This window comes from Psychrobacter maritimus (assembly GCF_904846345.1).
In the GTDB taxonomy this organism is placed as follows: domain Bacteria; phylum Pseudomonadota; class Gammaproteobacteria; order Pseudomonadales; family Moraxellaceae; genus Psychrobacter; species Psychrobacter maritimus.
The window spans coordinates 267,866-293,602 of the sequence record NZ_CAJHAJ010000004.1 but is presented as its reverse complement, the minus strand read 5'-3'; the positions used below and the strand labels follow the sequence as shown (position 1 = coordinate 293,602).

The window sequence follows — 25,737 nt, the reverse complement described above, 5'->3', positions numbered from 1 at the left end:
AAGTAAGAGAACTTTATAGATAATAAGCGCGTGTAATATAGGTATTACTTTTTGTAAATATTAGCGTCTTAGCTTTCGATTCTGTAACTTTTTTATTTGATCAATTTGGAATTAACTATGGCTTTATCTCGTTCATCTTCGACCACCTATCTTCGCTTTTGTATCTTAAGTGCTTTAGGCGTCTTTGCCATGAGTGCTACAGCCGCGACTTCTGACAGTAGCGCTATTGACGATAGCAAGCTGCCACAAGTTGAGCTTGATAAAATCGTCGTCACGGCCACACGTACACCGACTAAGACCAGCAATGTGATTGCTCAAACTCGGGTGATTGATAAAGAAGAATTACAGCGCTATCGAGGTCAAAATGTCACTGATGTACTAAAAAATCAGCCTGGTATCAATATTACCCAAAGTGGCGGCATGGGTACAGCCAGTAATTTTTATATGCGCGGCTTTGATAGTAAGCAAGTATTAGTGATTATTGATGGTATACGATATGGTTCTATTTCTTTAGGCAGTCCATCTCTGAACTTGTTGTCCGCAGACCAAATTGATCGCATCGAAATTTTATACGGTGCCTCTGGTTCTAGTATTTACGGTTCTGATGCCATGGGCGGTGTTATTCAAATTTTCACCAAGGGCAATAATGTAGAACAATCCAATGTTTCTACGACTGTTGGTTATGGTAGTAACAATCACTACCAAGTCGGTATAACAGGTCAGCTTAAAAATGACACCTCATCATTGAGCTTGGGTGTCAGTCGCAACGAAACAGATGGGTTTAACGCGATTGCCAACTCTGGCTCTTATGATTTCAACGCAGACGATGATGGCTTTAAATCTACCAATGCCAGTTTGGCATTACAACATAAGCTATCGGACTCGTTAAGCGCTGGGCTCAGTGCCTTATATACCGACTCTACCACTGATATTGATTCGGCAGGAAACGCGTTTCCAAATGCCTATTCAGATCAAAAGAACGGCAGTGCAAATACTTATCTTCAATACAGAACGCCTTTGACGGTCAGCAAACTTAGCTATGGTCAAAGTATCGACAAATCCACTTCTCATGATGCCAATTCTATTAATTATCAAGAAGGCAGTCATTACGATACCACGCAAGAGCAAGCACGTTTAGAGACCAGTATTAACGCGCAACCTGGTACTATTATCGTTGGCGCAGAATGGTTATCACAAAAACTAGACGCCTCAGATGTTTTAGACTTTTCAGGTTACCCTGATCCTGCCGTGCAAACCCCTTATGACCCTGAAGACAGAACCGTTAAAAGTGCTTTTGTTGGCTATCAATTGTCAGAGTCTTATTACGACCTACAAGCCAACTATCGTGTAGATGACAACTCTCAATACGGTAATGAGAGCACTTACAATCTAGGGGCTGCCATACATCCAATGGCAGGTATGCGCATTGGCGCAAATTATGCCACAGGTTTTCGTGCCCCTACGTTTAACGACTTATACTGGCCTGGTTTCAGTAATCCAAATCTAAAGCCTGAAAGAACAGAGAACACAGAAGTATTCGTTGAATATGCTAATGACATGCAGACGTCTCGATTGACAGGCTATCATACAGATGCAGAGGACCTCATTGCTAATGCTACAAACATCAGTGAAGCGAAAATCAAAGGCTTAAGCTTAACCTCAGACTGGAATATGGATGCCTTTATATTTGGTCTCGGTTACGACTACTTAGATGCGAAGGACAAAACTGCCAATAGCACCAGCTATAATCAACAGCTTGCCTACCGTCCTAAAAATAGCGGTATGGTTTATGTGGGTTATCAACAACCTACTTTCGATGTTCGTCTTGAAGCCAAACATACGGATGATAGAAGTACTGCCGAAAATAATAAACTGGATAGCTACACCTTGCTTAATTTAAGTGGTAGCGCCTATATTACGCCCAAACTTCGCGCTAACTTGCGTATAGATAATATTACTGACGAGGAATATACCCTTGCCAGCCAATTCGGTAATGAGTACGCCACAGAAGGCACCAGTTATTTCGGCTCTTTAACTTATAACTGGTTCTAAACCAATTTAGCAGTATAAAAAGCTAGTAGTTAACAAAGCAAATAAGGTCATCCAACGATGGCCTTTTTTTGTGCCCACCAAAAAGGCAAAATCACTTATGCCGATGCTGCCTAATATTTATGTTATCCAATAGGTGACAATCGCAGATTCATCTATTACAATAACGACCTCCGAGAGGTGTTGCGCCATAATAAGTCTTATTGCATTGAAGCTAAATCGCTTTGCAAATTATTTGTTATGTTAGGCTCGGTTAACTGTCCATTGCCAATTTTTGGTTATTGACAGCGCAAATAACGGCACCTGCGTTTTTATTCTTTTTATCTATTAACTGATAGGAGCATATTATGGACGCAGTGTCTAACACCCCATCTGCCCATACGATCGATCCCTCTTTCACCGACTATAAAGTCGCCGACATCAGCCTTGCTGATTACGGTCGCCGTGAAATCTCACTTGCTGAAGCCGAAATGCCTGCCCTAATGGGGTTACGTCGTCGCTACGAAGCCGATCAACCGCTTAAAGGCGCGAAAATCGCTGGCTGTATCCACATGACCATCCAAACTGCGGTCCTTATCGAGACACTCGTCGCGCTAGGTGCTGAAGTACGCTGGACTTCATGTAACATTTTCTCAACCCAAGACCATGCTGCTGCGGCTATTGCTGCTGCTGGTATCTCTGTTTATGCTTGGAAAGGCGAAACTGAAGAAGAGTACGAGTGGTGCTTACGTCAACAAATCCACGTTGGCGGTGAAGAATCAGGTCAGCTTTGGGATGCCAACTTAATTTTAGATGATGGCGGTGATTTAACTGCGTTGATTCATAATGATTATGCAGAGCTGCTTGATAACATTCATGGTATCTCTGAAGAGACGACTACAGGCGTCCATCGTTTGGTTGAGATGCTCAATAAAGGTACGCTAAAAGTACCGGCTATCAACGTTAACGATGCGGTTACCAAGTCTAAAAATGACAACAAATACGGCTGCCGCCATAGCTTAAACGACGCCATCAAGCGTGCTACTGACATGTTCCTTGCAGGTCGCCGCGCCTTAGTCATCGGTTATGGTGATGTTGGTAAAGGTTCTACGCAAAGCTTACGTCAAGAAGGCATGATTGTCCGTGTCTCAGAAGTCGATCCTATCTGTGCTATGCAGGCTTGTATGGACGGCTTTGAAGTATTGTCACCTTATATCAACGGCGATAACACTGGCGGCGCAGAAAACATCAACACCCGTCTGCTTGAAGATACAGATATGATTGTCACCACTACCGGTAACTACCATGTTTGTGACAGACATATGCTAGCGGCTCTTAAACCAGGTGCAGTCGTTTGTAATATCGGTCACTTTGACACCGAAATCGACACGCAGTTTATGCGTGATAACTGGCGCTGGGTTGAAATTAAGCCACAAGTGCATCAAATCTTCCGCTCAGACGACGAAAATGATTACTTGATTCTGCTTGCTGAAGGTCGTTTAGTGAATTTGGGTAACGCAACCGGTCACCCATCGCGCGTAATGGACGGCTCATTTGCCAACCAAGTATTGGCGCAAATGTATCTGTTTGAAGAAAAATTCGCCGACTTGCCAGCTGACACACGTACTGACAACTTATACGTTAAAGTCTTACCGAAAAAGCTAGACGAAGAAGTGGCTGCGGCGATGGTAGCTGGTTTTAACGGTACGCTAACTAAGCTGACTGAAAAACAAGCGGAGTATTTAGGCGTACCTGTCGAAGGTCCATTTAAGCCTGACGCTTATAAATACTAATAGGAGCCAGACTGTGACTAAGCCTGCTTTCTCCTTTGAGTTCTTTCCAGCTAAAACCGAGCAAGGACACGAAAAGCTCCTCAGCACTTATGATGAGTTAAATAAGCTATCACCTGCTTACTTTTCAGTGACCTACGGTGCGGGCGGTTCAACCCGTAGCCGCACTTTAGATATCGTTCAAGCTTTGTGCGCGCGCGGTGAGACTGATATTGCGCCGCATATGTCTTGTATTGGTGATGACAAAGCGGAAATCGCTGAGTTGCTCGACCTTTATAAGAGTTTGGGCATCACACGCTTGGTCGCCCTGCGTGGTGATTTGCCATCCGGTCAGGTTGGTATGGGCGAGCTGCCATTTGCATTAGACTTGGTTAAGTTTATCCGCGAATACTCAGGCGATCACTTCCGTATCGAAGTAGCCGCCTATCCTGAGATGCATCCACAAGCGCGCAGCTTTGAGTTTGATGTTGACAACTTGGTGAATAAATACCAAGCGGGCGCCAATGCGTCAATTACCCAGTTTTTCTATAATGCTGATAGCTACTTGTATCTGCGTGATACCTTAGAAAAACGCGGTATTGATACGGTTGCACAGCCATTGGTAGCCGGTATTATGCCAATTACCAACTCTAGTAATCTAGTGCGCTTTGCCGATAGCTGTGGCGCTGATATTCCACGTTATGTACGTAAGCGCTTGGCTGACTTCGGTGATGACCGTACTGCTATTCGCGAGTTTGGCTTTGATGTCGTCTATCGCATGTGTGAGCGATTGATTGCCGAGGGCGTCCCTGCCATGCATTTTTATAGCATGAATAAGGTTGAGCCAAACAAGCGCTTAGTCGAAGCCTTAGGCCTGATTGCTTAAATATTTATCGAATGTATTGCTTAATGACTGGCGTTCTTAGGAGCGCCAGTTTTTTATTGTTGCTATTATTTATTGTGTGGCACTATGAGCCTATACACTCAACCAACACCATAACATCGATATTATCGTATCAATTAATACCACTACTTAAAAAAACGGTTTGATTTAGCATTTCTAAACCAACTATCTAATACACCACTGTTAATCCCTCTCCCTACTTAACTAATATTCTGCTAAGATATTGAGAAAGATTACTATTCAAACAAAGGATTAAACGACTGTGAGACGTTTTTTTTATGCCAGTAACAATAGTACGGACACCGCCTACCCTAAACTCAGCACCTTTCCTATTGGTGCCAACATCGAGTTAACTGAAAGTATTGTTCATCACTGGTGCCGTGTATTACGCGCTACTATCGGTGACAAGGGAGTCTTATTCGACGGTTTTGGCGGTGAGTATCAAGTACAGTTACAGACTGTTGGAAAAAAACACGCAGCCGTCATCCTACTTGCCCATGTCAGCGATGAACGCACCGCCCCGATTATCAGTCAAATCGGTCTGGTCATGAGTCGCGGTGAGCGAATGGATTATGCCATTCAAAAATCCACTGAGCTTGGTGTGACTGCCATTCAATTGCTGAGCAGCCATCATGGCGAGGTCAATCTAAAACCTGCCCAAGTAGAGAAAAAACTGGCACAGTGGCAGCAAGTCGCCATCGCCGCCTGTGAGCAATGCGGCCTGAATCGCCCGCCCCTTATTATCGCGCCATTATCGATTGATGACTGGCTATTAAATGTAGCAGCTAGCGAAAAAGCAAACGAAAAAGAAATGGTGGTCAGCCCTATGGTGGCTGAGCTGAGTAAAGATACTTATTATAAAGTATTACAGCAGCCAGCAGATTTGCGCCTGCAACTGAGTGTCCCAGCAGCAGGACAACCTCTAATGCCTGAGGCGCTGCCTGTCGTCTTAAAGCAACATGCGCCTTATATCGAATTATTAATCGGACCTGAAGGCGGGCTTAGCGCTGATGAATGCGCCAAAGCTGCGGATGTGGGTTTTGCACCTTGGCAAATTGGCCCAAGGGTTCTGCGTACCGAAACCGCGCCCGTGGTTGCACTGGCGACATTGTCTATATTGGCAACTATGCATGCTTTAAATCAATAGTGGCCAAACTGTTCACCATTACCAAGCCCATTTATTATTTAATTTCGATGTTATGAGTCCATTATGAGCGCATTCACCCCTATGCCAATATCAGATAAACAGCAACTATTGGTCAAATTGTGCGAGCAATTTGAAGACGCCATATTCATATTGGACGAAAAATTACGCTATTTATCCGTCAATGCTAACTATGAGCTGATGCTTGGCTATACAGAAAAATTTTTGCTTGGGCGTCCACTTGGGATATATGCTGCTGAATTTTTGTCAGAAGATGAACAGGCAGTGCTCAAAAACCTGATTAACAGCTTGGACAGTACAGGATTTTGTGAAATTGACTTTTCAATGGCAAACCGCTACGGGCAAGTCATCGACTGCCATATCACCTACCGCAAAATTTATCTAGAAGAAACCCCTTATTACGTCGGCACCATTCGTGATATGGCGACGCTGGCTAAAAACAGAAAAAAGGTGGTACACCTGCTGAATTATGACCAGCTGACCGGACTACCGAATCGTAAAGTGTTTTTAAGTCAAACCAGTGAATTGTTGTTAGACAGCTATCAAGAAGTGGTGGTCGTGCGTTTTAACATTGACCGTTATCGCAACCTTGCCAGTCTATTGGGTCCGGATGCTATTAATATTTTGGTAGAAAATTTCGTCCTACGTATTACCGAGCTGGAGCTTGATAATCTACGCTGTTTTTCCCATTTCGGCGGTGATGATTTTGCCTTACTATTTGAATGTAATGATGCCAATATGGTGCGCCATCAGTTAGACAGCTTAATGCAAATGTGCGAGCGCCCTTTCTTTTTAAATGGTAACACGGCAAAAGGTACCGAGGTCTATTGCCATATTTCTGTCGGGGTAAGCTATTTCCCTGAAAACGGCAATGAATTTATAGGCCTGTTGACCAAAGCCGAAAAAGCCTTGAATTACGTCAAACAGCAGGGTGGCGATGATGTCTGTTGGTATCATAAAGCCATTAATGAGGTCAATGCGCACAATATACAGTTAGAATCTGAGCTGAGAGCTGCCACCAATGCAGGGCAATTTGTGCCCTATTATCAACCTAAATTTGCCCTAGACACAGGCATGATTACCGGTTTTGAGGCGTTAGTACGCTGGCAACACCCTAGCCGCGGTTTGCTAAAACCCATTGATTTTATCGATGCCATCATTTCTCATAAACTGTCGCTTGAGTTATTTTCGCAAATGGCGGTTCAAATCGCCGAGCAGCTAACAATTTGGCAAGGTTTGGGCTTTGATCAACACATCTGTATCAATGCTGATGCCGCTGAATTTAGCCATCCTGATTTTTTTGATATGGTCAGTAACTTACTAGTAGAGCATGATATTGCCGCCCACCAACTGCATATTGAAGTGACAGAATCTTCTTTAATACAGCGCCATGCCAATGTCAAAAAGCAGCTTAACTTACTCAAGGAGCTCGGCATCTGTCTGGCGCTTGATGACTTTGGCACCGGTTATGCCTCATTGAGTTACTTGCAAGAGTACCCTTTTGACTTTATTAAAATTGATAAAAGCTTTATCTCCAAAATCACAGATGACCGTACACAGCGCGCGATTGTCAAAGCGATTTTGGATTTAGCGGAGGCGCTTGATATGCAGGTTATCGCCGAAGGCATCGAAACCGAGCAGCAGCGTGATTTACTCTTAGACATGGGTTGCCAGTACGGGCAAGGCTATTGGTTTGGTAAACCTATGACGGCTGAGCAAGCAACCGTGCTATTAACGCAGCAACATTTGTCCAAAAACAATCCTTCTTAATACTGTCTAATAAAAGTAGATTGATAGCATTTTCATAGAGTTATTGCGAGTCGTTTTATTCTGTAAGGTCGATGATATATAGGATGCAAGACAGGTTGATGACTTATCAGTATTGTCACCAAACTTGTATATTTGCCACTGAACGCCTATCTTTTACCAAGAATTTACGAATACAGTCATAATTCTTTTTACTCTTCTCAATCTATTTCATATGATCGGTGTCATTGTTTGTTATTTATGCAGACAGATTTCATACCAGTAATATGCGAGTGACTCAGACTTAACTAATCACAGTCAATGATAGTCGTCGCCTTACTGCCGGTCGCACCTTAAAAAAGGACAGGAAGTTATGCAATACAAAGCGCCCCTACGTGATATCCAATTCGTGATGCATGAGTTACTTGACAGCGAAAGTCACTATAAAACCTTGCCTGCGTTCCAAGAAGCGGATCGTGAGTTGATGGACAGCCTGTTTGAGATGGCGGCAAGCTTTGCTGAAAATGAGCTGTCACCATTGAACCAAAGCGGCGATGCTGAAGGCTGTAAATTTGACAACGGCACTGTCACCACGCCAAAAGGTTTTAAAGAAGCGTATAAAGCCTATTGTGAGCTTGGCTTCCCAGCTTTATCTGCTGAAGAAGAATTCGGTGGTCAAAACATGCCGTTCTCATTATCAACGGTCATCAATGAGATGGTTGGTACCGCGAACTGGTCATTCTCTATGTACCCCGGCCTATCGCATGGCGCTATCCAAACTATCGAACACCATGGTACGGATGAGCAAAAACAAACCTACCTAGAAAAAATGGTCACCGGTGAATGGTCAGGTACCATGTGCTTGACTGAAGCACATGCAGGTTCTGATTTGGGTATTATCCGCACCAAAGCTGTACCTAACGATGATGGCAGTTATAGCATTACCGGTCAGAAAATCTTTATCTCAGCCGGTGAGCATGATTTAACTGACAACATTATTCATATCTGTTTGGCTCGCTTACCAGGCGCACCAGCTGGCACCAAAGGCATCTCGTTGTTTATCGTTCCTAAGATATTGGTCAACGAAGACAACAGCCTAGGCGAAAAGAATAGCGTCGTTTGTGGTTCTATCGAGCACAAAATGGGTATCAAAGCCTCAGCGACTTGTGTAATGAACTTCGATGGCGCCAAAGGTTACCTAATTGGCCCAGAAAACCGTGGTCTACAGTGCATGTTTACCTTTATGAACGTGGCCCGTATTGGTACAGCAGTTCAAGGCTTAACGGCTGCAGAGTACGCGTTCCAAGGCTCATTAACTTATGCTAAAGACCGTTTAGCGATGCGCTCACTATCAGGTGCTAAAGCGCCAGAAAAAGTCGCTGACCCTATCATCGTGCATCCAGCCGTTCGTAACATGCTATTGACCGAAAAAGCCTTTGCAGAAGGCGGTCGCGCCTTGGTTTATTACCTCTCACATTTTGCCGATACCGTGGCAAAAGGCGAAGGCGATAACCTGAAGTTTGCTGACCAAATGCTGTCACTATTGACGCCGATTGCTAAAGCGTTCTTGACTGAAACTGGTCTAGAAGCCGCCAACCATGGCGTGCAAGTTTATGGTGGTCATGGCTTTATCAGCGAATGGGGCATGGAGCAAAACGTCCGTGATACGCGTATCGCATGTTTATACGAAGGTACCACTGAAATCCAAGCGCTCGATCTATTAGGTCGTAAAGTATTGGGTTCACAAGGTAAACTGCTTGCCAACTTTATCAAAATCATCCAAACATTCTGCGAAGAAAATAAAGAAAATGACGCGATGGGTCAGTTCATCCGCCCACTTGCCAAGCATCTTAAAGAATGGAGCGATTTGACTGCCCGTATCGGCATGCAAGCGACTGAAAACCCTGATGCGGTTGGCGGCGCGGCTGTTGATTACTTATACTTCAGCGGTTATGTGACCCTAGCTTACTTATGGGCTCGTATGGCATTAGTTGCACAAACTGAAATCGCTAATGGTAGCAGCGAGCAAGCATTCTACGATGCCAAAGTAAAAACCGCACAATTCTACTTTGCGAAGTTATTGCCACGTACCACCACACACGTACAGCGCATCAGCACTGGTGTTGAGCCGTACATGACGATGGACGTTGATCAATTTGCCTTTTAATAAAAACGGCTAGTAATCAACACGGCTAGTTTTTGCGGAAATTGACGACGCTGTAATTAATAATGCTTGTATGAGTAATAAATAGATTAAAGCTATTTTTATTGCTTAGGTGTTATACAATAAAGCGTCGTTGATGTAGATGTTAATATGTAGGTCCTATCGGCAACATACTTAGGTGTGTTGCCGATTTTCTTAGCTAATCTACCAAACTGATTTTTTGACTAAAAATTGACGTAGACAAAACAGCGACTCTGCCCATTAAACTATTTTTGGTGTACGCACAATTCACGAAGAAAACCCCCTCTCGATACGCTAATTTGCTAAACTTTAGCTATCTATGCTTATGTGCCACCCAAAAGAACAACGCGATATTTTCGACCCACTTACTTTTATTCATTTGAACCAAAGGAATGTTTATGGCTGTTTATAATGCCCCTCTTAACGACATGCGCTTTATTTTAACTGACGTTTTTAAAGCCCATGAATTTTGGCAAAATAACGAAAACCTTGCTCATGTTGACATGGAAACCGTCGATATGATTTTGGAAGAAATGGCAAAACTGTCAAAAAACGTGTTATTGCCTATCAACCGTAGCGGTGATGAAGAAGGCGCAACCTTTGAAGGTAATGGCGTGGTAACCACCCCGACTGGTTTTAAAGAGGCGTATAAGCAGTATGCAGAATCAGGCTGGGTTGGCTTAAGCGGTAACTCTGAATACGGTGGTCAAGGTTTTCCAAAAATGGTCACCATGCTGACTGAAGAGATGGTCTTCACGGCCAACCAGTCATTTGCCCTCTATCCAAACCTAACTGTTGGCGCGACACTTTGCCTAAATGCGGCAGCGTCTGAAGAGCAAAAGCAAACTTACTTAGAGAAAATGTACAATGGTGAATGGGCTGGCACTATGTGCTTGACCGAGCCGCATGCTGGTACTGACTTGGGTATTATCAAAACCAAAGCCGTTCCTAACGACGATGGTAGCTATGATATCTCTGGTACCAAAATCTTTATCACCGGCGGCGAGCATGACCTTACTGACAATATCATTCATTTGGTATTGGCAAAAACCCCGAATGCGCCAGAAGGCTCAAAAGGCATCTCGTTATTTGTTGTGCCAAAATTCTTGGTTAATGAAGATGGTAGCTTAGGTGAGCGCAACACTTTAGCAGTTGGCTCTATTGAGCACAAAATGGGCATCAAAGCCTCAGCCACTTGTGTGATGAACTTTGACAACGCCAAAGGTTGGATGGTTGGTGCAGAAAACACCGGTCTGTCTTCAATGTTCATTATGATGAACTATGAGCGTGTCACCATGGGTCTACAGGGTCTAGGTGGTTCTGAGCTTGCTTATCAAAATGCTGCTTTATATGCTAATGACCGTGGTCAAGGTCGTAGCGACACGCAAATTCAAAGCCCAGAAAAACCAGCCGATGCCATCATCCATCATGCCGATGTACGTCGCATGCTGTTAAATGCTAAAGCCAATACTGAAGCGTCACGTTGTTTTGCAATGTACGTGGCCAAAAACCTTGATCAAGAGAAATTTAGTACCGATCCTGAAGCCGCTCAAGCAGCAGCAGCACGCGTTGCCCTACTGACGCCAGTTGCTAAAGCGTTCTTGACCGACAAAGCACTAGAAGCGACCATTGATTGCCAGCAAGTATTTGGCGGTCACGGCTATATCCGCGAATGGGGTATGGAGCAAATCGTTCGTGATACGCGTATCGCCCAGATTTATGAAGGCACCAATGGTATTCAAGCGCTTGACCTATTAGGTCGTAAAGTGGCGAAAAATAATGGCAAATACGTCACTCATTTCTTAGGTGAGATTCGTGATTTTGTCAATAATATGCAAGCGGATCATGGTATTAAGCAAGCGACGCTAAATGCTGCTGATACCATCGAAGAGCTGACCACCACTGTGTTAAACAACATCGGTGAGCGCAAGAGCGAAATCAACGGCTGTGCGGTTGACTATATGCATGCCTTTGGTTATCTTGCCTACTCGTATATGTTTGCCTTGATGGTCGAAGCCGCTAACGGTAAAGAAGGTGATTTCTACACCAATAAAGCCAAGCTTGCCGATTATTTCGTTGGTCGTATCTTGCCACGTATCGATGCTCATGCACAGATGGTTAAAGCCGGTAGTGATCCAATGATGAACTTTGATCTAAATTACTTTGATGTACCTGCTAGCTAATTTTTTACTTTTATAATAAAGTAAGCCTACCGCACTATGATAAAAGGGACAGTCACGCTACTGTCCCTTTTTTTGCCAAAAATATCGTCGCAGTAAGCAAAAGCATCGAAGCAATAATCAAAGTAATAATCGAAGCTGCCACTTACACAACAATCGACAGCATGAGCGGCACAATCTGCAGCACAATAACTGCTAACAAAATAATTAACCGCCCACGTGTCGTTACGATTAAAATAACGCAACGCCAAACGTATTGCGCTTAATAAGAATATTCCTGATACCTATAAAGCAATGCCTATAAAGCAACATCTGAAAATCGATACACTCTAATTTTATACCCTGCAAATTAACAAGCAGTCAATTCATAGAGGCCTATATCGCAACAGTGATAATTCCGACAAGCATGAGAAGAAAAGGTTTCAAATAAAATATATCGTTGCACAGACTGAATAATAACAATGATTGAAATAACCACCATAAGGGATGCGATGTGTCAGAGATAAAACACATTTTACAACAGATTACTGCCTTAAGTGATGTGCCAGATCCTGCGGTACTCAAGCGCTTAATCGATGAGCTACGAGTGAGTGATAAAGAGCCGGCTTTGGCCAATCAGAATATTCAAGAGTTGATTGAGGTCATACGTCAACATCCAGAATATGGCGACGGGCTATCAAGTTTTGTCTTAAAGCTTATTATTGAATATCGTCAAATTGCTTTATATACCGATACTGGCATCATGTCAGATCAGGGATTTTTTAATAGTCTGCGCCGCCTTGTCGGTCATCGTTTCTTACCACTGTTGCCACAAGAAGACTCCGTCGTAGAATTGGTTGGTTATTTATTCGATAGACGCTCTGATGAGCGCTGGCTTGCCCATATCGACAAGGACAAATGGGATGAGCTGGTCGGGCTACTCAAAGTCAATGAGCAGCATTTAAACTTAGTCGCGACGGCAAAAAACAGCATCTTAAACGCGATTATCATTTTATCGTATCGTATCAGCGGCATTGGTTTGCATCCAGATTTGATGGAATTTTATCCGCAAATGCTGAATTATTCAGCGTCATTTGTGGCACAAAATCAAGAAGCGGTCTTGTATGTCAATCAGTACCGCGAAGCGCATGAGCTTGACACCCTAACCGATATCATTCCTGAAAAAGCCGTGGATCCAGCGCCATTATTGGTCATGATTGAGCAATGCGAAGATATCGTTGCCACCATACGTAAGCGCATTTATAAAACCGGTATCTCTATCCGCTTGACCAATATGATGCTCCGTTTGGATCAAAGCTTGCAGCGCATGCGCATCTTAACTGAGCTGGTAGCAGACAATTATGATAAGCGCGATCAGGCCATCATTGAGCTGATTCAAGCGCTGATTACCACCGCTAGCCGCCGCTATAGTATTGGCTATCTGATTGATAATAATACCAAGCTGCTGTCGCGTAAAGTCACCGAAAACGCGAGTCGCGTTGGTGAGCATTATATTAGTACCGATAAATCCGGTTATCAGAAGATGTTTAAAAAGGCCTCTATCGGTGGCTTTATCATTGCTTTTATGGCGACCACTAAGATATTGGCGTACCATCTGGCGCTTGCACCGATGGGACGCGCCTTTATCAATAGCATGATTTATGGTTTGGGTTTTGTTTTTATTCATATCGTCCATGGTACGGTCGCGACCAAGCAGCCCGCTATGACGGCAGCAGCAATCGCCTCTACCATATCGGATGGTTCTGGCAAAAAATCGCACCAGTTAAATAAGTTATCAGAATTGGTGGTCGATATTTTACGTACCCAGTTTGTCGCGATTATGGGTAACGTCATGGTAGCAATACCCGTTGCCCTGATTATCTCTTTTGCGTGGTTACATTATACCGGCGCACCAATGATCAATACCGATAAGGCTGCGCACTTATTGCATGATCTTGACCCGTTTCATTCACTGGCACTACCCCATGCTGCTATCGCTGGTGTGTATTTATTCTTATCCGGTCTAATAGCTGGCTACTATGATAATCTGGCGGTCTACAATCAAATCGGCGCCCGTATTCAGCGCCATCGGCTACTGCAATACTTATTACCGAAAGCTTGGTTACAGCGTTTGGGCGGCTTTATCGAAGCCAACCTCGGCGCTATTATGGGGAACTTCTTATTTGGGGTATTCTTAGGCAGTACGGCAACCATCGGCTTCTTATTTGGCTTACCGATTGATATTCGCCATATTGCCTTTGCCTCAGCAAATCTGGCGCATGGACTGTTTAATATTTCTGCCAACCAATGGGATTGGCAGATTGTATTTATTTCCATCTTGGGCGTTGCCCTTATCGGTATGGTCAACTTAATGGTAAGCTTTTCACTGGCCTTATTTGTGGCACTACGCTCTAAAGAAGTCAAATTTATGGAGTGGAGCCGTTTAACCAAGCAACTCTTTAGTCACCTGCTCACCCATCCTTCTGACTTTATCTGGCCGCGTGATAAGCCTATGAAGTACGCTCGAATTGACAGTCAAGGACATATGATTTTTGATGATACCAGCGCCCATAAAGGCGGGCAGCCCATCCATAACAATTATGTTGTGCGCCGTTTGTCTGATGTTAAAATCCTGCCTAAATCTAAGCAAAAAAGCATGCAAAATGAGCAGGCTGTCACCGACATAGATTATGATAATAATATATCAAATGGTGACCTTGACGCAGCGATCACAAGTCGTGAAGCTCACAGCACCACCAATCATATCAGCACTAAAAAAACCATTGACCTCGATGATGGACTGCTAGATGCGGAGCTTAATAGCGTTCCTTATAGCAATGATATTCAATACGATAAAGCGCACAATGCCTTGAATGAAGAGCATCAGGCAAGCACTCAGCATACCAACGATGATAGCAATCCTGAAAGTAAAGCTGCGGGCGATGCCAAAACGCCACTGCCTAAACCAAAAAAACCACCAAACCTGCCCAGTTAATGGGAGGGTTTTGGTGGTTTTATACTTGGTTAACTGAGTATGGCAATTTTCATTTACCATAACGCCCGTTATGGGAATATGCTGAGTGCGCTATACAAGCTTTAAAATATCGGCTGATTGTCTTGCTTAATAAGACTTATAAATATATAACATAGCCACTATGCCCTATTCAATCTTGATACCAATCTTTCATATAATTAATAGCCACCGTATTTATAGCCTGCCAGTCAGCTAAATGTTTTTTTGAAAACTGAACTCTTACATAGTTATTATACTCAGGATTCATATACTCCATTTGGCATATTCTATCTTGGTCTTCATTAACTGTAGGCATACAGCGAATCATAACAGGTGATTTTAGATCGATATTTCCTATGTAGTATATATCATAGGTATCGCCTGACCCGATGTATGCTTCTAATCCATAAGCATCTTTATCAAAATCTCTATTTTCCTCTTGCTTGATAGTATCTATCCTAGTAGATATATCAGCACCTTCGATTTTTGAATTTTTAGCTGCCCAATAGAACCCTATAATATTATTATCATAGTCAAAGACATTTGGGTCTTTATCATTATTATTAAGGCCTCGACCACTTGGCCAAAAGAAATAACTATGACCCATATCCGTCTCGAAACTTGCGTAACTCCCTGTGTCAGGCCTAACAATATGGTTTAATGGAATAGTGTAGTTGTCGCCATCTATATCTACTTTAATTTGAGCATTAGGGTCATGTACATTTGGCTTAGCACAACTTACTAATATCAATAAACTTCCCAATAATAAAAATATGGTCTTCATTATATTGTCCTTAAGGGAAGTAGAAATTTCATGCGTTAACATTATAGTTTTTTCAAATATGGTTCGGTGCGCTATACAGGCATCGAACTGCTGACCGTATAACCAAAGATGAATGGAGAAAAACTAATGCCTAGTATAGAAAAAAAACTGACCCAAGCAGAGATTTTTTGCCAAAATTATGAGCCAGAACTTGCTATAAGTATCTTAAATGAAGTAATTTCTGATATTAATTCAACAGATATTGAAATAGCGGAGGCTTTAAATTTAAAAGGAATAACGGTAGATCTTGCTCCATATCTTTCAGAAGATCAACAAAACTACTCTGCATTAATTTATTTCCAAAAGGCTTTAAGATACGATCCTCACAATATCTATATCCTATTCAACATACTTAGTTCATTTTCTTGTATAGATATGATGCAAGACTATACTCAAAAAAACAAAAGTGCTTTTATAAACGCTTATGACGTCTTAAAAAATGACTTATATGATACTTTAAACGAAGAATTGAAGAATGATTTGCGTAAATTTTCTTCAAAATATAATAAATTTCGAGAGGAATAATTCTAGGATATACCCCAGTGGAACCACCTAATACCTCCTATTAATCCAGTTAATAGACCACTCAAAACAGACTGCTTATCTAGCCTGGTATATCAAGGTATTCATAGCCTTAGTTATAAACTCGAGCACTGCTCGCTTGAGGTTATTACATGACCGTCACTGAGACGATAAGCCAATAGATGATTGCCCCAAACACAGCCACCATCAAGTGCACGCGCATACGGCAAATCAACCTCAGCTTTAAGCGCTGCCCAATGACCAAACAAAATCTTGCGCGTGCGCGGTACTTGCCATTCAAACCAAGGTAAAAATCCTTTTGGCATCGGCTCTTCTAACCCTGCTGCAAAACTAAATTCAAGCGTGCCATCTTGTTTGCATAGACGCATACGCGTGAAATAATTGGTAATTGCGCGCATTTTGGTAAAACCATTAATACCCGCATGCCACTCATCGGCTGTTTTGCTATATAGATTTGGCAATAAACGATCCAGCTGTTTTAAACTGCCTTGTAGCTGCGCCTCTAACTGCTGCGCATAGTTTGCTGCCGTTTCAATCGTCCAATGCGGTGGAATGCCAGCATGTACCAATACCGTCTGTTCATCAGGAAAAACCAATATTGGCTGATGACGTAGCCATTCAAGCAATTCATCACAATCATCGGCCGCAAGAATAGCTGCCGTCTTGTCTTTTTTCTTAATGGACGTCGCCCCGCGCCAAACCGCAATTAAATTGATATCGTGATTGCCCAATACCGTTGCCGCAGCCCCTTGTTCACATAGCGCTTTCACATGACGTAAGGTACTTAACGAGTCTTCACCGCGTGCCACCAAGTCACCTGCAAACCATAGCTTGTCTTGCGCAGGGTCAAAATCCAAGGTTTCCAGTAATTGCAGGTATGCCGCATAGCAACCTTGCAAGTCACCGATAACATACTGATGGCGAAAAATCATAAACCCTCTATACTTTTATGTGATGTTTATCATGCGAAAATTTTTGACGATAAAGCGGCAGTAGATTCATTTAAACCTCTATTTTGCGTGCCTGATTGCTCAGATTGACAAAATCCTTCACACTTAAGACTTCAGGGCGCGCTTGCGGGTCGATGGCGCAAGCCGCAAAGTCTTCTTCGCTCAATGTCGGTAGCAAAGTTGATTTTTTAAAAATAGCCCGTAGCGTCTTACGGCGATGGTTAAAGGTTTCGCGCACCACAATCGCAAAGTACGCTTCGTCTTCTGCCACGATTGGTTTGTTGATATGTGGCGTCAGGCGAAAAACGGCACTGGTGACTTTTGGCGGCGGATTAAAGGCGCCGCGCGGTACGGTCAGTAGATAATCGGTATCACAATGATATTGCATGATGACCGATAGACGACCATAGGTTTTGCTGCCGACATCGGCAGTGATACGCTCGACCACTTCTTTTTGCAGCATAAAATGCATGTCTTGAATCACATCGGCATAACTGAGCAAATGAAAGAGTATCGGCGTAGAAATATTATAAGGTAGATTGCCGACTACGCGGAGCTTACCGCGCTCAGGGCTATACAGTTCACGATAATCGACATGCATGGCATTGTCTTTGATAATCGTAAAGTTCGGATGGCTATTGGCACCGATACGAATACGTAAACTATCTGCCAAATCGCGATCCAGCTCTACCACGGTCATCGCATCGACTTCTGCCAATAGCGGCTCAGTCAGTGCGCCCATGCCCGGTCCAATTTCGATTAAATTATCATCACGCTCTAGGCGAATGCTGTCAACGATTTGGCGGATGACACTGTCATCGTGCAAGAAGTTTTGACCAAAACGCTTACGCGGTTGGTGTTTGGCAGCGCGTAGGCTGTTAGAAATAGATTGAGCATCAAACGTAGTTTTGGACATAAAAAGGTCTTAATCGATAAAAGATAAATGGGCTATAGCGCTATGGCAGCAATATGCTGATTATATATCAATGAATTATAACACAGCTCATAAATGCACTGTCTTTTTGAGATATTTTATTAGCAAACTACCCATACCTTAGTACAACCGACACAGTGCCTTATTTTTGTTCTAAAATCATTTATTATAACAACGATTATGAGAATGAATATGGTACCCTAGTGAGGACTTGAACCTTTGCCTGTAGACTATATGTGCTAGTAAATACATCTATTAAAATAATGACAGTGTACTTCGTGGTGTACATGAACTGAGCTATTCGAATATAAATATTAACTAAAGGCTTTCTGCTAACAAATTATGATAAATACTATATTTACATCAAAGATTGATTTTTGGTTGGCGTTTTTAATATTAGGTTCTAGCTTACTACTCGTTTTGGTGCCTGTATGGGAATGGATGTACAACAATAGTTCTATCAAAAGAATAATATTTATTAGCCTTTTTACCATACCAACTGCGTTACTGCTATTGGTACTGTTTTTTAACATAAAGTACACTTTGACAGCTGACACATTGTTAGTGAAAAATGGTTTTTCTACTCAGAGCATTTCATTGAAAGACATCACCCGTATCACTCCTACCAGTAGTACTTTATCTGCTCCAGCACTGTCCTTAGATAGGATTGAGATAAAATATGAAGGTGGTAGCATAGTGATATCACCAAAAGACAAAATTAGGTTCTATCATGCAATACAAGAACGTGTGCCAGCATTAAAAACTGATGATAATAATGGGCTGATAAAGAGTTAGCCTATAGATCGATGCGCTATACAGGAGTCGAACTTCAAGATAGAACTTCAACGTATATAGGCTGATCATATAATTCAAGGCTATTGAGATCATGCACTACCTCACCGTTCCTATTCTTGTGAAAAGTGAAAGTTGCAAAACTCCCAATCTCATCATTTTGAAAACCTATTGTTATATTAACGCTCTCTAAAGGGAAATACATAAGCCACTTTTTCTTGAATTTATTAGAAAATATGATGGACTGGATAAACGGATCTTGGTCTGTAAAATCTTCAATATGAAACCTATTGGTCGAAACTTCATAACCCGAAAAATCAGTAAACTCTCTTTCAATCTCATGTTTTTTAATTGAACAGCGAGCATAGCTTGAAGGGAATGTTTTTTCTAGAAAAACGCAGTCACCTATCGGTAAAAACCCTTCTTTTAAGATAAGGTCTAACTCCTTATCTAATGTGCCTTCTCGTATTTCACTTTCATTAATATCTAAAAACTCTTTCATCAGTAGATTGGTGTAAATCATAGCTTTGCCCTAAATGTCATATTAATCCAGTGCTGGCTTTAATTTTCTCTATTTCAGATAAAGATAATTGAGTCATAGCTATGATACATAACTCTTTACTATTATTAAAACCTACTACTAATCTATCATTTATAATATACGACTCCACTTTGCAATAACTAATTGAAAACCTTACAGATATATAGTTATTTCCTAAATCGAGATAAAGATCTGAATCAAGAGTATCTATAAAAGAGCTATCTAAGCACTTATTTGATTTTGTAATATCAAAAATTACAATACCTTTAGTCAGTGAATAGTCAGGAATTTTAAAAGAACTATTAAGTCTCTTAATATTTTCTCTTTTAATCACTGTCAAGGTACAACTGCTCATTACACCCTCTTCCGCATTAACTCCAATTTCGAGCAATGACCTTTTTCCATCACCGTATCTAAAATATGATTTTTGAAAGTTTGGCTTGCCGATATTTATATCAAAGGGAATATAGTCATCAAATTCGATGGAAACTATTTTATTATCATTGCTAATACTTTTGAACTTTAACAATTTATTCTCCTATTTATATAGCGTATACCCTAGCGGAACCAGCTATTTCACCCTTCAAACCTATTAATAGACCACTTAAAACAGACTGCTATAGTGGAACCACTTATATTAGACCGTGTTTGATGATTCATAAATAGCCATCATTCACAACAAAGTTACCCAATACTGCGTGACACACTTCGAGTGTAGCAGTTTTATATAAGAGATCTATTAATAAGCGATTTATCCGCCATCTCATTGGCCATCAATAGTGCTTGGTATAAGCTGGTCGCACTTGCGCCGTCGCGCCCTGCTAAATCAAGCGCCGTACCGTGATCGACGGATGTTCGAATATACGGCAACCCCAAGGTAAGATTCACCGTATCACCAAAACCATGCGATTTAAGCACTGGCAAACCCTGATCATGATACATAGCAATCACCGCATCGCAATTCGCCAAATGTCTGGGTGTAAATAACGTATCTGCTGGCATCGCCTCTGATATATCGACGCCCGCATCAACAAACTCACGCAATACGGGATTGATAATTTCAATCTCCTCGACGCCTAAATGTCCGCCCTCGCCTGCATGTGGATTAAGACCGCAGACTAGTATACGCGGCTGCGTTAAACCAAATTTCTCGCGCATATCGTCAATGACAATTTGCACCGTTTGGCGTACATTATCAGCGGTGATAGCAGTAGGTATGTCTTTCAATGCTAAATGTGTGGTAACAAGCGCCACTTTCATGGCTTGATTGGCGAGCATCATCACGACTTTCTCACAGCCACTTTGCTGCATAAAAAACTCAGTATGACCACTAAACATGGTGCCATCGAGCAGTTTAATATCAGCATCTATCAGTGCAGATTTTTGCAATGGCCCTGTGACGATAGCAGCAACTGTTTTGTTGGTTGCTAACTGATGGGCGATGTCCAATTGCTTGGCAACCATGGCCGAATTACGAGTATTAATTTTTCCGCAGACAACTGGTTCAGCACAAGGGGTATTCAGCAGGATAAAAACATGATTGTCATTATTATTGTCATCAATAGTTTGCTGTGACATCTGCTCTAAAAAGTCATCGGCTGCGATGTCTAAATCGACAGCTTGCCAAAATGGACAGCTCTCGAGCACGCCTGCTGTTACCAGCATATCAGCGCGCTTTTGCATCGCTGTGCTATCGGCAGTAACCCAGATTGGGCGTTTAAAATCTTGCAATTTACCCTCAGCTGCTAATAGCAGCACAACATCCATCCCAATACCAGTAGGCTCACCGGTTGTGATTAATAATGGTAGTCTTTTTTGCATAGTAAAATATCCTAGTTTGATATTAAGAATATGATTTTATTGTATTTATTATTATAAAAACGAGCGTTTAAGATGGTCTAAGACATCGCAAACTTTATGTCATAGCAGATGGCATTTTTATAGATAGTTACTTATAGCAGCCGAAAAAACGGTAGAATGTGTTAAACTTTCGCCTTTCATTGTAGCATTTACCAGCAAGCGCTGAGACCACCTTTTGGTACTTCTCTCGTAGAGGTATGTCGCGCTTGCTTGGCTGTATCACTATTAAAATAAATACTGATAGCACACCGCTATTTATAATCTCTTATATACTTAATTTTATACCGACTTTTGACACATTAGGCATCCATGGCAGACAACGAAAAAACCGACGACTTACTCAATCAAACACCGCCGCACAATATCGATATTGAAAAGGCCTTGCTAGCGTCTTTGATGAGTATCGAAGAGGCATACGATAAGATTGCAGATATCGTCACCAAAGACGACTTTTATGCAGGGCGACATCAGTATATTTTTGATGCTATTGCGCATTTGGCGGCGGTCAACGAGCCTTATGATACGGTCATGGTACATGACTGGTTAGAAGCACAAAAACTACTCAAAGGTGCCGGTGGTGACAGCTACTTAGCCGATATTTTAAGTCAAAGTCCCGCCACCTTGTTTAACCTCACCGCTTATGCGCAGCGCGTGCGCGAGCTATCGACCTTACGCCAGCTGATTACTACTGGCAATGACATGCTGACCCTTGCCTATAATCCCAAAGACCAAACGGTAAGCGATATCTTGGACAATGTTGAGGCAAAAATATTTAGTATTAATGAGCAACATAACAAACGCGCAGAACAGCGTGGCCCTGTTGGCATTACCTCGGTATTGACCAATGTTATTGATAAAATCCAAGAATTAAAATCCAATCCTGACGGCATGATAGGTTTGCAAACCCCATTCGTCGAGCTAAACAACAAAACCCAGGGCTTGCAGGCAGGCGATTTAATTATCGTCGCCGCACGTCCTTCTATGGGTAAAACCACTTTTGCGATGAACTTAGCAGAAGGGATTTTATTTAACGAAGATTTACCCGTGGTAGTGTTTTCGATGGAGATGCCAGCAGAATCTATCGTCATGCGTTTGCTATCTTCATGGGGCGCGATTAATCAGACGCACCTGCGTTCTGGGCAAATGAATGAAGATGAATGGGCAAAAATGATGAACGCCATTCAGCATTTGCAGTCTAAGCATTTATACATTGATGACAGTACTGCCCTGCCGCCCTCTGAGCTACGTTCGCGCTGCCGCCGTATCGCTAAAAATCATGATGGCAAACTTGGCGCTATCATTGTCGATTATCTACAGCTGATGAAAGTGCCTAATCTTGATGGCAACCGTGTTGGAGAAATCTCCGAGATTTCTCGTAGCTTAAAAGCTTTGGCTCGTGAGCTTGAATGTCCGGTTATTGCCTTATCGCAGCTTAACCGTAGTCTAGAGAACCGTCCTAATAAGCGCCCTATCATGTCGGATTTGCGTGAATCGGGTGCGATTGAGCAGGATGCCGATTTGATTATGTTTATTTATCGCGATGAGGTTTATAATGAAAACTCAGACCACAAAGGCGTGGCTGAAATCATTATTGGTAAACAGCGTAATGGCCCTATCGGCACCATACGCTTGGGTTTTGAAGGGCAATTTACCCGCTTTATCAACCTGACGCCAGAATATTATCAAAACGTCAGCTTTGAAAATGATGAGTAATGAGCTTGATAAGTAATAAACAAAACGAACGATACGCTTAATAAGCGATTATCAATAAAAAATAGCCAGTGCGTCATCAGCTCAGTTGATGACGTACTGGCTTTATTGCTTTACCACATGACTAATAACACCATTTGTTTAATGAAACCGTTTTACTAATAAAAATAACTTTGCTAATAAAGAAGGCAATTATGCGCACCATCACAATCAAACCAGCTGCCATTACCCATAATTTGGCTCAAGTTAAAAAACTGGCACCGACGGCTAAAGTCCTTGCTATGGTTAAAGCCAATGCCTATGGTCATGGCGTAGCCGCTATCCTGCCAGCATTACAGCAAGCTAAACCACAGGCAGATGGTATCGGCGTCGCCACCTTGATAGAAGCCTTGGAAGCTCGTCAATTGGGTTGGGATAAAACCATTGGTCTAATCGAAGGCGCATTTACTAAAGATGAATGGCAGCTGGCGATAGAGCATGATATTAGCTGCGTGATTCATCATGAGCCGCAATTAATATGGGCATTAGAAAACACCCCACCTGCTACCAGTGCCACCCGTGTGGTTTGGCTTAAATACAATACTGGCATGAACCGCTTAGGGTTTAATGACCAAACCCTTATTCCAGCAGCCAAACGTCTGCATGAAGCCGGTTATCAGTTGGTTTTGACCACTCACTTTGCCAATGCCGATGACCGCGCTCATCCTCTAAACGCCATTCAAATCCAGCGCTTTAACGACATGCTGCAGACCCTAAAAGAAACGGTGAGTAGCGATGTAAAAGGCTCATTGTGCAACTCAGCGGGTATCGTCAATTTCCCCGAGCATCATCACGATTGGGTACGTCCGGGCATCATGCTCTACGGGAGTACGCCTGTTATTGATAAAAGTGCGCGTGATTTGGACTTACAGCCAGCGATGGAATTTAGCGCGCAGATTATCGCTCTACAAACGGTCAACGCCGGTGATAGTATTGGTTATGGCAGCCGCTGGACTGCGATGCAAGATACCAAAACGGCTTTGGTTAGTATCGGTTATGGTGATGGCTATCCACGGGTGGTGAGTGACAACGCTTATGTTTCTGTTATTGATGCTATAAATCGTCAAAGCTATCCATGCGCGGTAGTCGGACGAGTGGCGATGGATATGATCGTCATTGATGTCAGCACTGTTCCAGAAAGCGTGGCTTTAGATAGTAAAGTGATACTTTGGGGTGATGCGCCGCACGTCGATGAAGTCGCCGCCCATGCTGAGACCATTAGCTATGAGTTGCTATGCCGCCTAAGCGCTCGTCCAAATCGGACCATAGCAAAATCATAATTAATAGAGTTTAATGTAATGATGGTTTGAGAGAAGAATGAAGCAATGCAACACTGCAGCACTGCTGAATCACGGCAAATTGGACATTTACATTAAGCCCAATTGCGCTATACTAAAAGTTTGTTGTCACACCAGTATACGCACTGACGCGATGCTATTAAAAAATGACAACGTATCATTTTTCATCGACTGCGATCGACTGCTAGGATTACTATGAGTTTGCGCCATTTTTTGACCCTATCTGATTTAACCAAACAAGAACTAGAAAACTTAATCAAACGCGCGAGCGAACTGCGTAAGATGCAACACGCCGGCGAGATATATCAGCCCTTTGTTGGTCGGACGCTTGGTATGATATTTGAGAAATCATCCACCCGTACGCGTATCTCCTTCGAGACTGGCATGGGTCAGTTTGGCGGTAATGCTATCTTTTTATCGCCAAATGACACCCAACTTGGCCGTGGTGAGCCTCTAGAAGATTCCGCTCGCGTCATCTCGAGCATGGTCGATATCATCATGATTCGCACCTTTGGGCACGAAAAAGTTGAGACCTTTGCGAAATATTCCAGTGTACCGATTATCAACGCGCTCACTGACGAATTCCATCCCTGCCAGCTGCTTGCTGATATGCAGACGTATTATGAGCATCGCGGTAGTATCGAAAATAAAATCGTCACTTGGGTTGGTGATGGCAACAATATGTGTGCCTCCTACATGCAAGCGGCCAATCAGTTTGGCTTTGAGCTACGTGTAGCAGCCCCTTATGGTTTTGAGCCTGACCCTGAGCTGATGAAACGCTTCTCGCATTGTGTCAGTATCGTTGAAAACGTCCAAGAAGCGGCGAAAGATTCAAACTTAATTGTCACCGACGTCTGGGCCAGTATGGGGCAAGAGTCTGAACAAAATACCCGTGCGCGCCGCTTTGCTTCTTATCAAGTGACGCCATCACTACTCGATAAAGCCGACCCTGAAGTGGTGTTTATGCATTGCTTGCCAGCCCATCGCGGCGAGGAAATATCTCATGATATGCTAGATGATCCGCGCTCTGTGGTATGGCATGAAGCCGAAAACCGCTTACATGCGCAAAAAGCTTTGATGGAATTTTTATTAAAAGACAAAATTAAGCTGCCTGCCTAAAAACAGGCTGGTAAAGAGCATAACGTGAAATATTGATAAACCAGCACGTCTAAAAATAACACGTACAAAAAAAGGCAGAGCATATTTATAGTGCTCTGCCTTTTTATTGTTTACGGCTTTATTTAGCGATAAGTTATAGCATTAAATTCTGTCAATAAT

Annotated in this window: 19 protein-coding genes; 13 read left to right on the top strand and 6 right to left on the bottom strand. The window is 42.6% G+C overall.

The annotated features are described in order from the left end of the window. Positions 1-117 precede the first annotated feature (117 nt). The 8 genes from JMX50_RS07760 to JMX50_RS07725 all read left to right on the top strand — a co-directional run bounded on the left by JMX50_RS07760 (position 118) and on the right by JMX50_RS07725 (position 14,951). Entirely contained in the window at positions 118-2,052 is a 1,935-nt protein-coding gene (locus JMX50_RS07760) for a TonB-dependent receptor plug domain-containing protein (protein ID WP_201629094.1), read from the top strand. Between the two features lie 344 nt (positions 2,053-2,396). Continuing rightward, on the top strand, positions 2,397-3,821 hold the full coding sequence (gene ahcY, locus JMX50_RS07755; RefSeq protein ID WP_201629093.1) for an adenosylhomocysteinase: 1,425 nt from the start codon (positions 2,397-2,399) through the stop codon (positions 3,819-3,821). 13 nt (positions 3,822-3,834) lie between these two features. Next, on the top strand, positions 3,835-4,683 hold the full coding sequence (locus tag JMX50_RS07750) for a methylenetetrahydrofolate reductase (protein WP_201629092.1): 849 nt from the start codon (positions 3,835-3,837) through the stop codon (positions 4,681-4,683). A gap of 280 nt (positions 4,684-4,963) precedes the next feature. Then, complete coding sequence (locus JMX50_RS07745) at positions 4,964-5,848, top strand: 16S rRNA (uracil(1498)-N(3))-methyltransferase (RefSeq protein ID WP_201629091.1); 885 nt, start codon at positions 4,964-4,966, stop codon at positions 5,846-5,848. A gap of 63 nt (positions 5,849-5,911) precedes the next feature. Next, positions 5,912-7,636: a sensor domain-containing phosphodiesterase gene (locus JMX50_RS07740; RefSeq protein WP_201629090.1), complete on the top strand. Its 1,725-nt coding sequence runs from the start codon at positions 5,912-5,914 to the stop codon at positions 7,634-7,636. A 349-nt stretch (positions 7,637-7,985) separates the two neighbouring features. After that, positions 7,986-9,779: an acyl-CoA dehydrogenase C-terminal domain-containing protein gene (locus tag JMX50_RS07735; protein ID WP_201564969.1), complete on the top strand. Its 1,794-nt coding sequence runs from the start codon at positions 7,986-7,988 to the stop codon at positions 9,777-9,779. A 416-nt stretch (positions 9,780-10,195) separates the two neighbouring features. Further along, complete coding sequence (locus JMX50_RS07730; RefSeq protein WP_201629089.1) at positions 10,196-11,980, top strand: acyl-CoA dehydrogenase C-terminal domain-containing protein; 1,785 nt, start codon at positions 10,196-10,198, stop codon at positions 11,978-11,980. A gap of 490 nt (positions 11,981-12,470) precedes the next feature. After that, positions 12,471-14,951 carry a site-specific recombinase gene (locus tag JMX50_RS07725; RefSeq protein WP_201629088.1) on the top strand — a complete coding sequence of 827 codons (2,481 nt, stop codon included), beginning with the start codon at positions 12,471-12,473 and terminating at the stop codon, positions 14,949-14,951. Between the two features lie 169 nt (positions 14,952-15,120). Here the strand turns inward: JMX50_RS07725 and JMX50_RS07720 are convergent, their stop codons facing one another. Beyond that, a complete protein-coding gene (locus JMX50_RS07720) occupies positions 15,121-15,753 on the bottom strand; it encodes a hypothetical protein (protein ID WP_201629087.1) in 633 nt (210 codons plus the stop codon). Positions 15,754-15,879: 126 nt separating this feature from the next. On the opposite strand from JMX50_RS07720, the gene JMX50_RS07715 reads away from it, so the two are divergent. Then, on the top strand, positions 15,880-16,317 hold the full coding sequence (locus JMX50_RS07715; RefSeq protein WP_201629086.1) for a hypothetical protein: 438 nt from the start codon (positions 15,880-15,882) through the stop codon (positions 16,315-16,317). 113 nt (positions 16,318-16,430) lie between these two features. Here the strand turns inward: JMX50_RS07715 and JMX50_RS07710 are convergent, their stop codons facing one another. Then, the gene (locus JMX50_RS07710; protein WP_201629085.1) at positions 16,431-17,267 is read right to left on the bottom strand and encodes a symmetrical bis(5'-nucleosyl)-tetraphosphatase; all 837 of its coding nucleotides are present in this window, start codon (positions 17,265-17,267) and stop codon (positions 16,431-16,433) included. 70 nt (positions 17,268-17,337) lie between these two features. Beyond that, positions 17,338-18,201, bottom strand: coding sequence for a 16S rRNA (adenine(1518)-N(6)/adenine(1519)-N(6))-dimethyltransferase RsmA (rsmA, locus tag JMX50_RS07705; protein ID WP_201629084.1), 864 nt, complete (start codon positions 18,199-18,201; stop codon positions 17,338-17,340). A 360-nt stretch (positions 18,202-18,561) separates the two neighbouring features. Between rsmA and JMX50_RS07700 the strand changes: the two genes are divergently transcribed. Further along, a complete protein-coding gene (locus tag JMX50_RS07700; protein WP_201541384.1) occupies positions 18,562-19,014 on the top strand; it encodes a PH domain-containing protein in 453 nt (150 codons plus the stop codon). A 34-nt stretch (positions 19,015-19,048) separates the two neighbouring features. Here the strand turns inward: JMX50_RS07700 and JMX50_RS07695 are convergent, their stop codons facing one another. The 3 genes from JMX50_RS07695 to pdxA all read right to left on the bottom strand — a co-directional run bounded on the left by JMX50_RS07695 (position 19,049) and on the right by pdxA (position 21,373). After that, on the bottom strand, positions 19,049-19,534 hold the full coding sequence (locus tag JMX50_RS07695; protein WP_201629083.1) for a hypothetical protein: 486 nt from the start codon (positions 19,532-19,534) through the stop codon (positions 19,049-19,051). Positions 19,535-19,550: 16 nt separating this feature from the next. Then, complete coding sequence (locus JMX50_RS07690) at positions 19,551-20,081, bottom strand: hypothetical protein (RefSeq protein WP_201629082.1); 531 nt, start codon at positions 20,079-20,081, stop codon at positions 19,551-19,553. Positions 20,082-20,275: 194 nt separating this feature from the next. Then, the gene (gene pdxA / locus JMX50_RS07685; RefSeq protein ID WP_201629081.1) at positions 20,276-21,373 is read right to left on the bottom strand and encodes a 4-hydroxythreonine-4-phosphate dehydrogenase PdxA; all 1,098 of its coding nucleotides are present in this window, start codon (positions 21,371-21,373) and stop codon (positions 20,276-20,278) included. A gap of 348 nt (positions 21,374-21,721) precedes the next feature. Between pdxA and dnaB the strand changes: the two genes are divergently transcribed. From dnaB to argF, 3 genes are all read left to right on the top strand, one after another. Further along, positions 21,722-23,125 carry a replicative DNA helicase gene (gene dnaB, locus JMX50_RS07680; protein ID WP_201625142.1) on the top strand — a complete coding sequence of 468 codons (1,404 nt, stop codon included), beginning with the start codon at positions 21,722-21,724 and terminating at the stop codon, positions 23,123-23,125. Positions 23,126-23,316: 191 nt separating this feature from the next. Next, positions 23,317-24,441: an alanine racemase gene (gene alr / locus JMX50_RS07675; protein ID WP_201629080.1), complete on the top strand. Its 1,125-nt coding sequence runs from the start codon at positions 23,317-23,319 to the stop codon at positions 24,439-24,441. Positions 24,442-24,654: 213 nt separating this feature from the next. Next, positions 24,655-25,578, top strand: coding sequence for an ornithine carbamoyltransferase (gene argF, locus JMX50_RS07670; protein WP_201629079.1), 924 nt, complete (start codon positions 24,655-24,657; stop codon positions 25,576-25,578). Positions 25,579-25,737: the final 159 nt, after the last annotated feature.

Excerpts from the sequence above, each read along its gene's own strand:
- JMX50_RS07760 (WP_201629094.1), top strand. The coding sequence starts at position 118 with ATGGCTTTATCTCGTTCATCTTCGACCACCTATCTTCGCTTTTGTATC.
- ahcY (WP_201629093.1), top strand. The coding sequence starts at position 2,397 with ATGGACGCAGTGTCTAACACCCCATCTGCCCATACGATCGATCCCTCT.
- JMX50_RS07740 (WP_201629090.1), top strand. The coding sequence starts at position 5,912 with ATGAGCGCATTCACCCCTATGCCAATATCAGATAAACAGCAACTATTG.
- JMX50_RS07735 (WP_201564969.1), top strand. The coding sequence starts at position 7,986 with ATGCAATACAAAGCGCCCCTACGTGATATCCAATTCGTGATGCATGAG.
- JMX50_RS07730 (WP_201629089.1), top strand. The coding sequence starts at position 10,196 with ATGGCTGTTTATAATGCCCCTCTTAACGACATGCGCTTTATTTTAACT.
- JMX50_RS07720 (WP_201629087.1), bottom strand. The coding sequence starts at position 15,753 with ATGAAGACCATATTTTTATTATTGGGAAGTTTATTGATATTAGTAAGT.
- JMX50_RS07715 (WP_201629086.1), top strand. The coding sequence starts at position 15,880 with ATGCCTAGTATAGAAAAAAAACTGACCCAAGCAGAGATTTTTTGCCAA.
- JMX50_RS07710 (WP_201629085.1), bottom strand. The coding sequence starts at position 17,267 with ATGATTTTTCGCCATCAGTATGTTATCGGTGACTTGCAAGGTTGCTAT.
- rsmA (WP_201629084.1), bottom strand. The coding sequence starts at position 18,201 with ATGTCCAAAACTACGTTTGATGCTCAATCTATTTCTAACAGCCTACGC.
- JMX50_RS07700 (WP_201541384.1), top strand. The coding sequence starts at position 18,562 with ATGATAAATACTATATTTACATCAAAGATTGATTTTTGGTTGGCGTTT.
- JMX50_RS07695 (WP_201629083.1), bottom strand. The coding sequence starts at position 19,534 with ATGATTTACACCAATCTACTGATGAAAGAGTTTTTAGATATTAATGAA.
- pdxA (WP_201629081.1), bottom strand. The coding sequence starts at position 21,373 with ATGCAAAAAAGACTACCATTATTAATCACAACCGGTGAGCCTACTGGT.
- dnaB (WP_201625142.1), top strand. The coding sequence starts at position 21,722 with ATGGCAGACAACGAAAAAACCGACGACTTACTCAATCAAACACCGCCG.
- alr (WP_201629080.1), top strand. The coding sequence starts at position 23,317 with ATGCGCACCATCACAATCAAACCAGCTGCCATTACCCATAATTTGGCT.
- argF (WP_201629079.1), top strand. The coding sequence starts at position 24,655 with ATGAGTTTGCGCCATTTTTTGACCCTATCTGATTTAACCAAACAAGAA.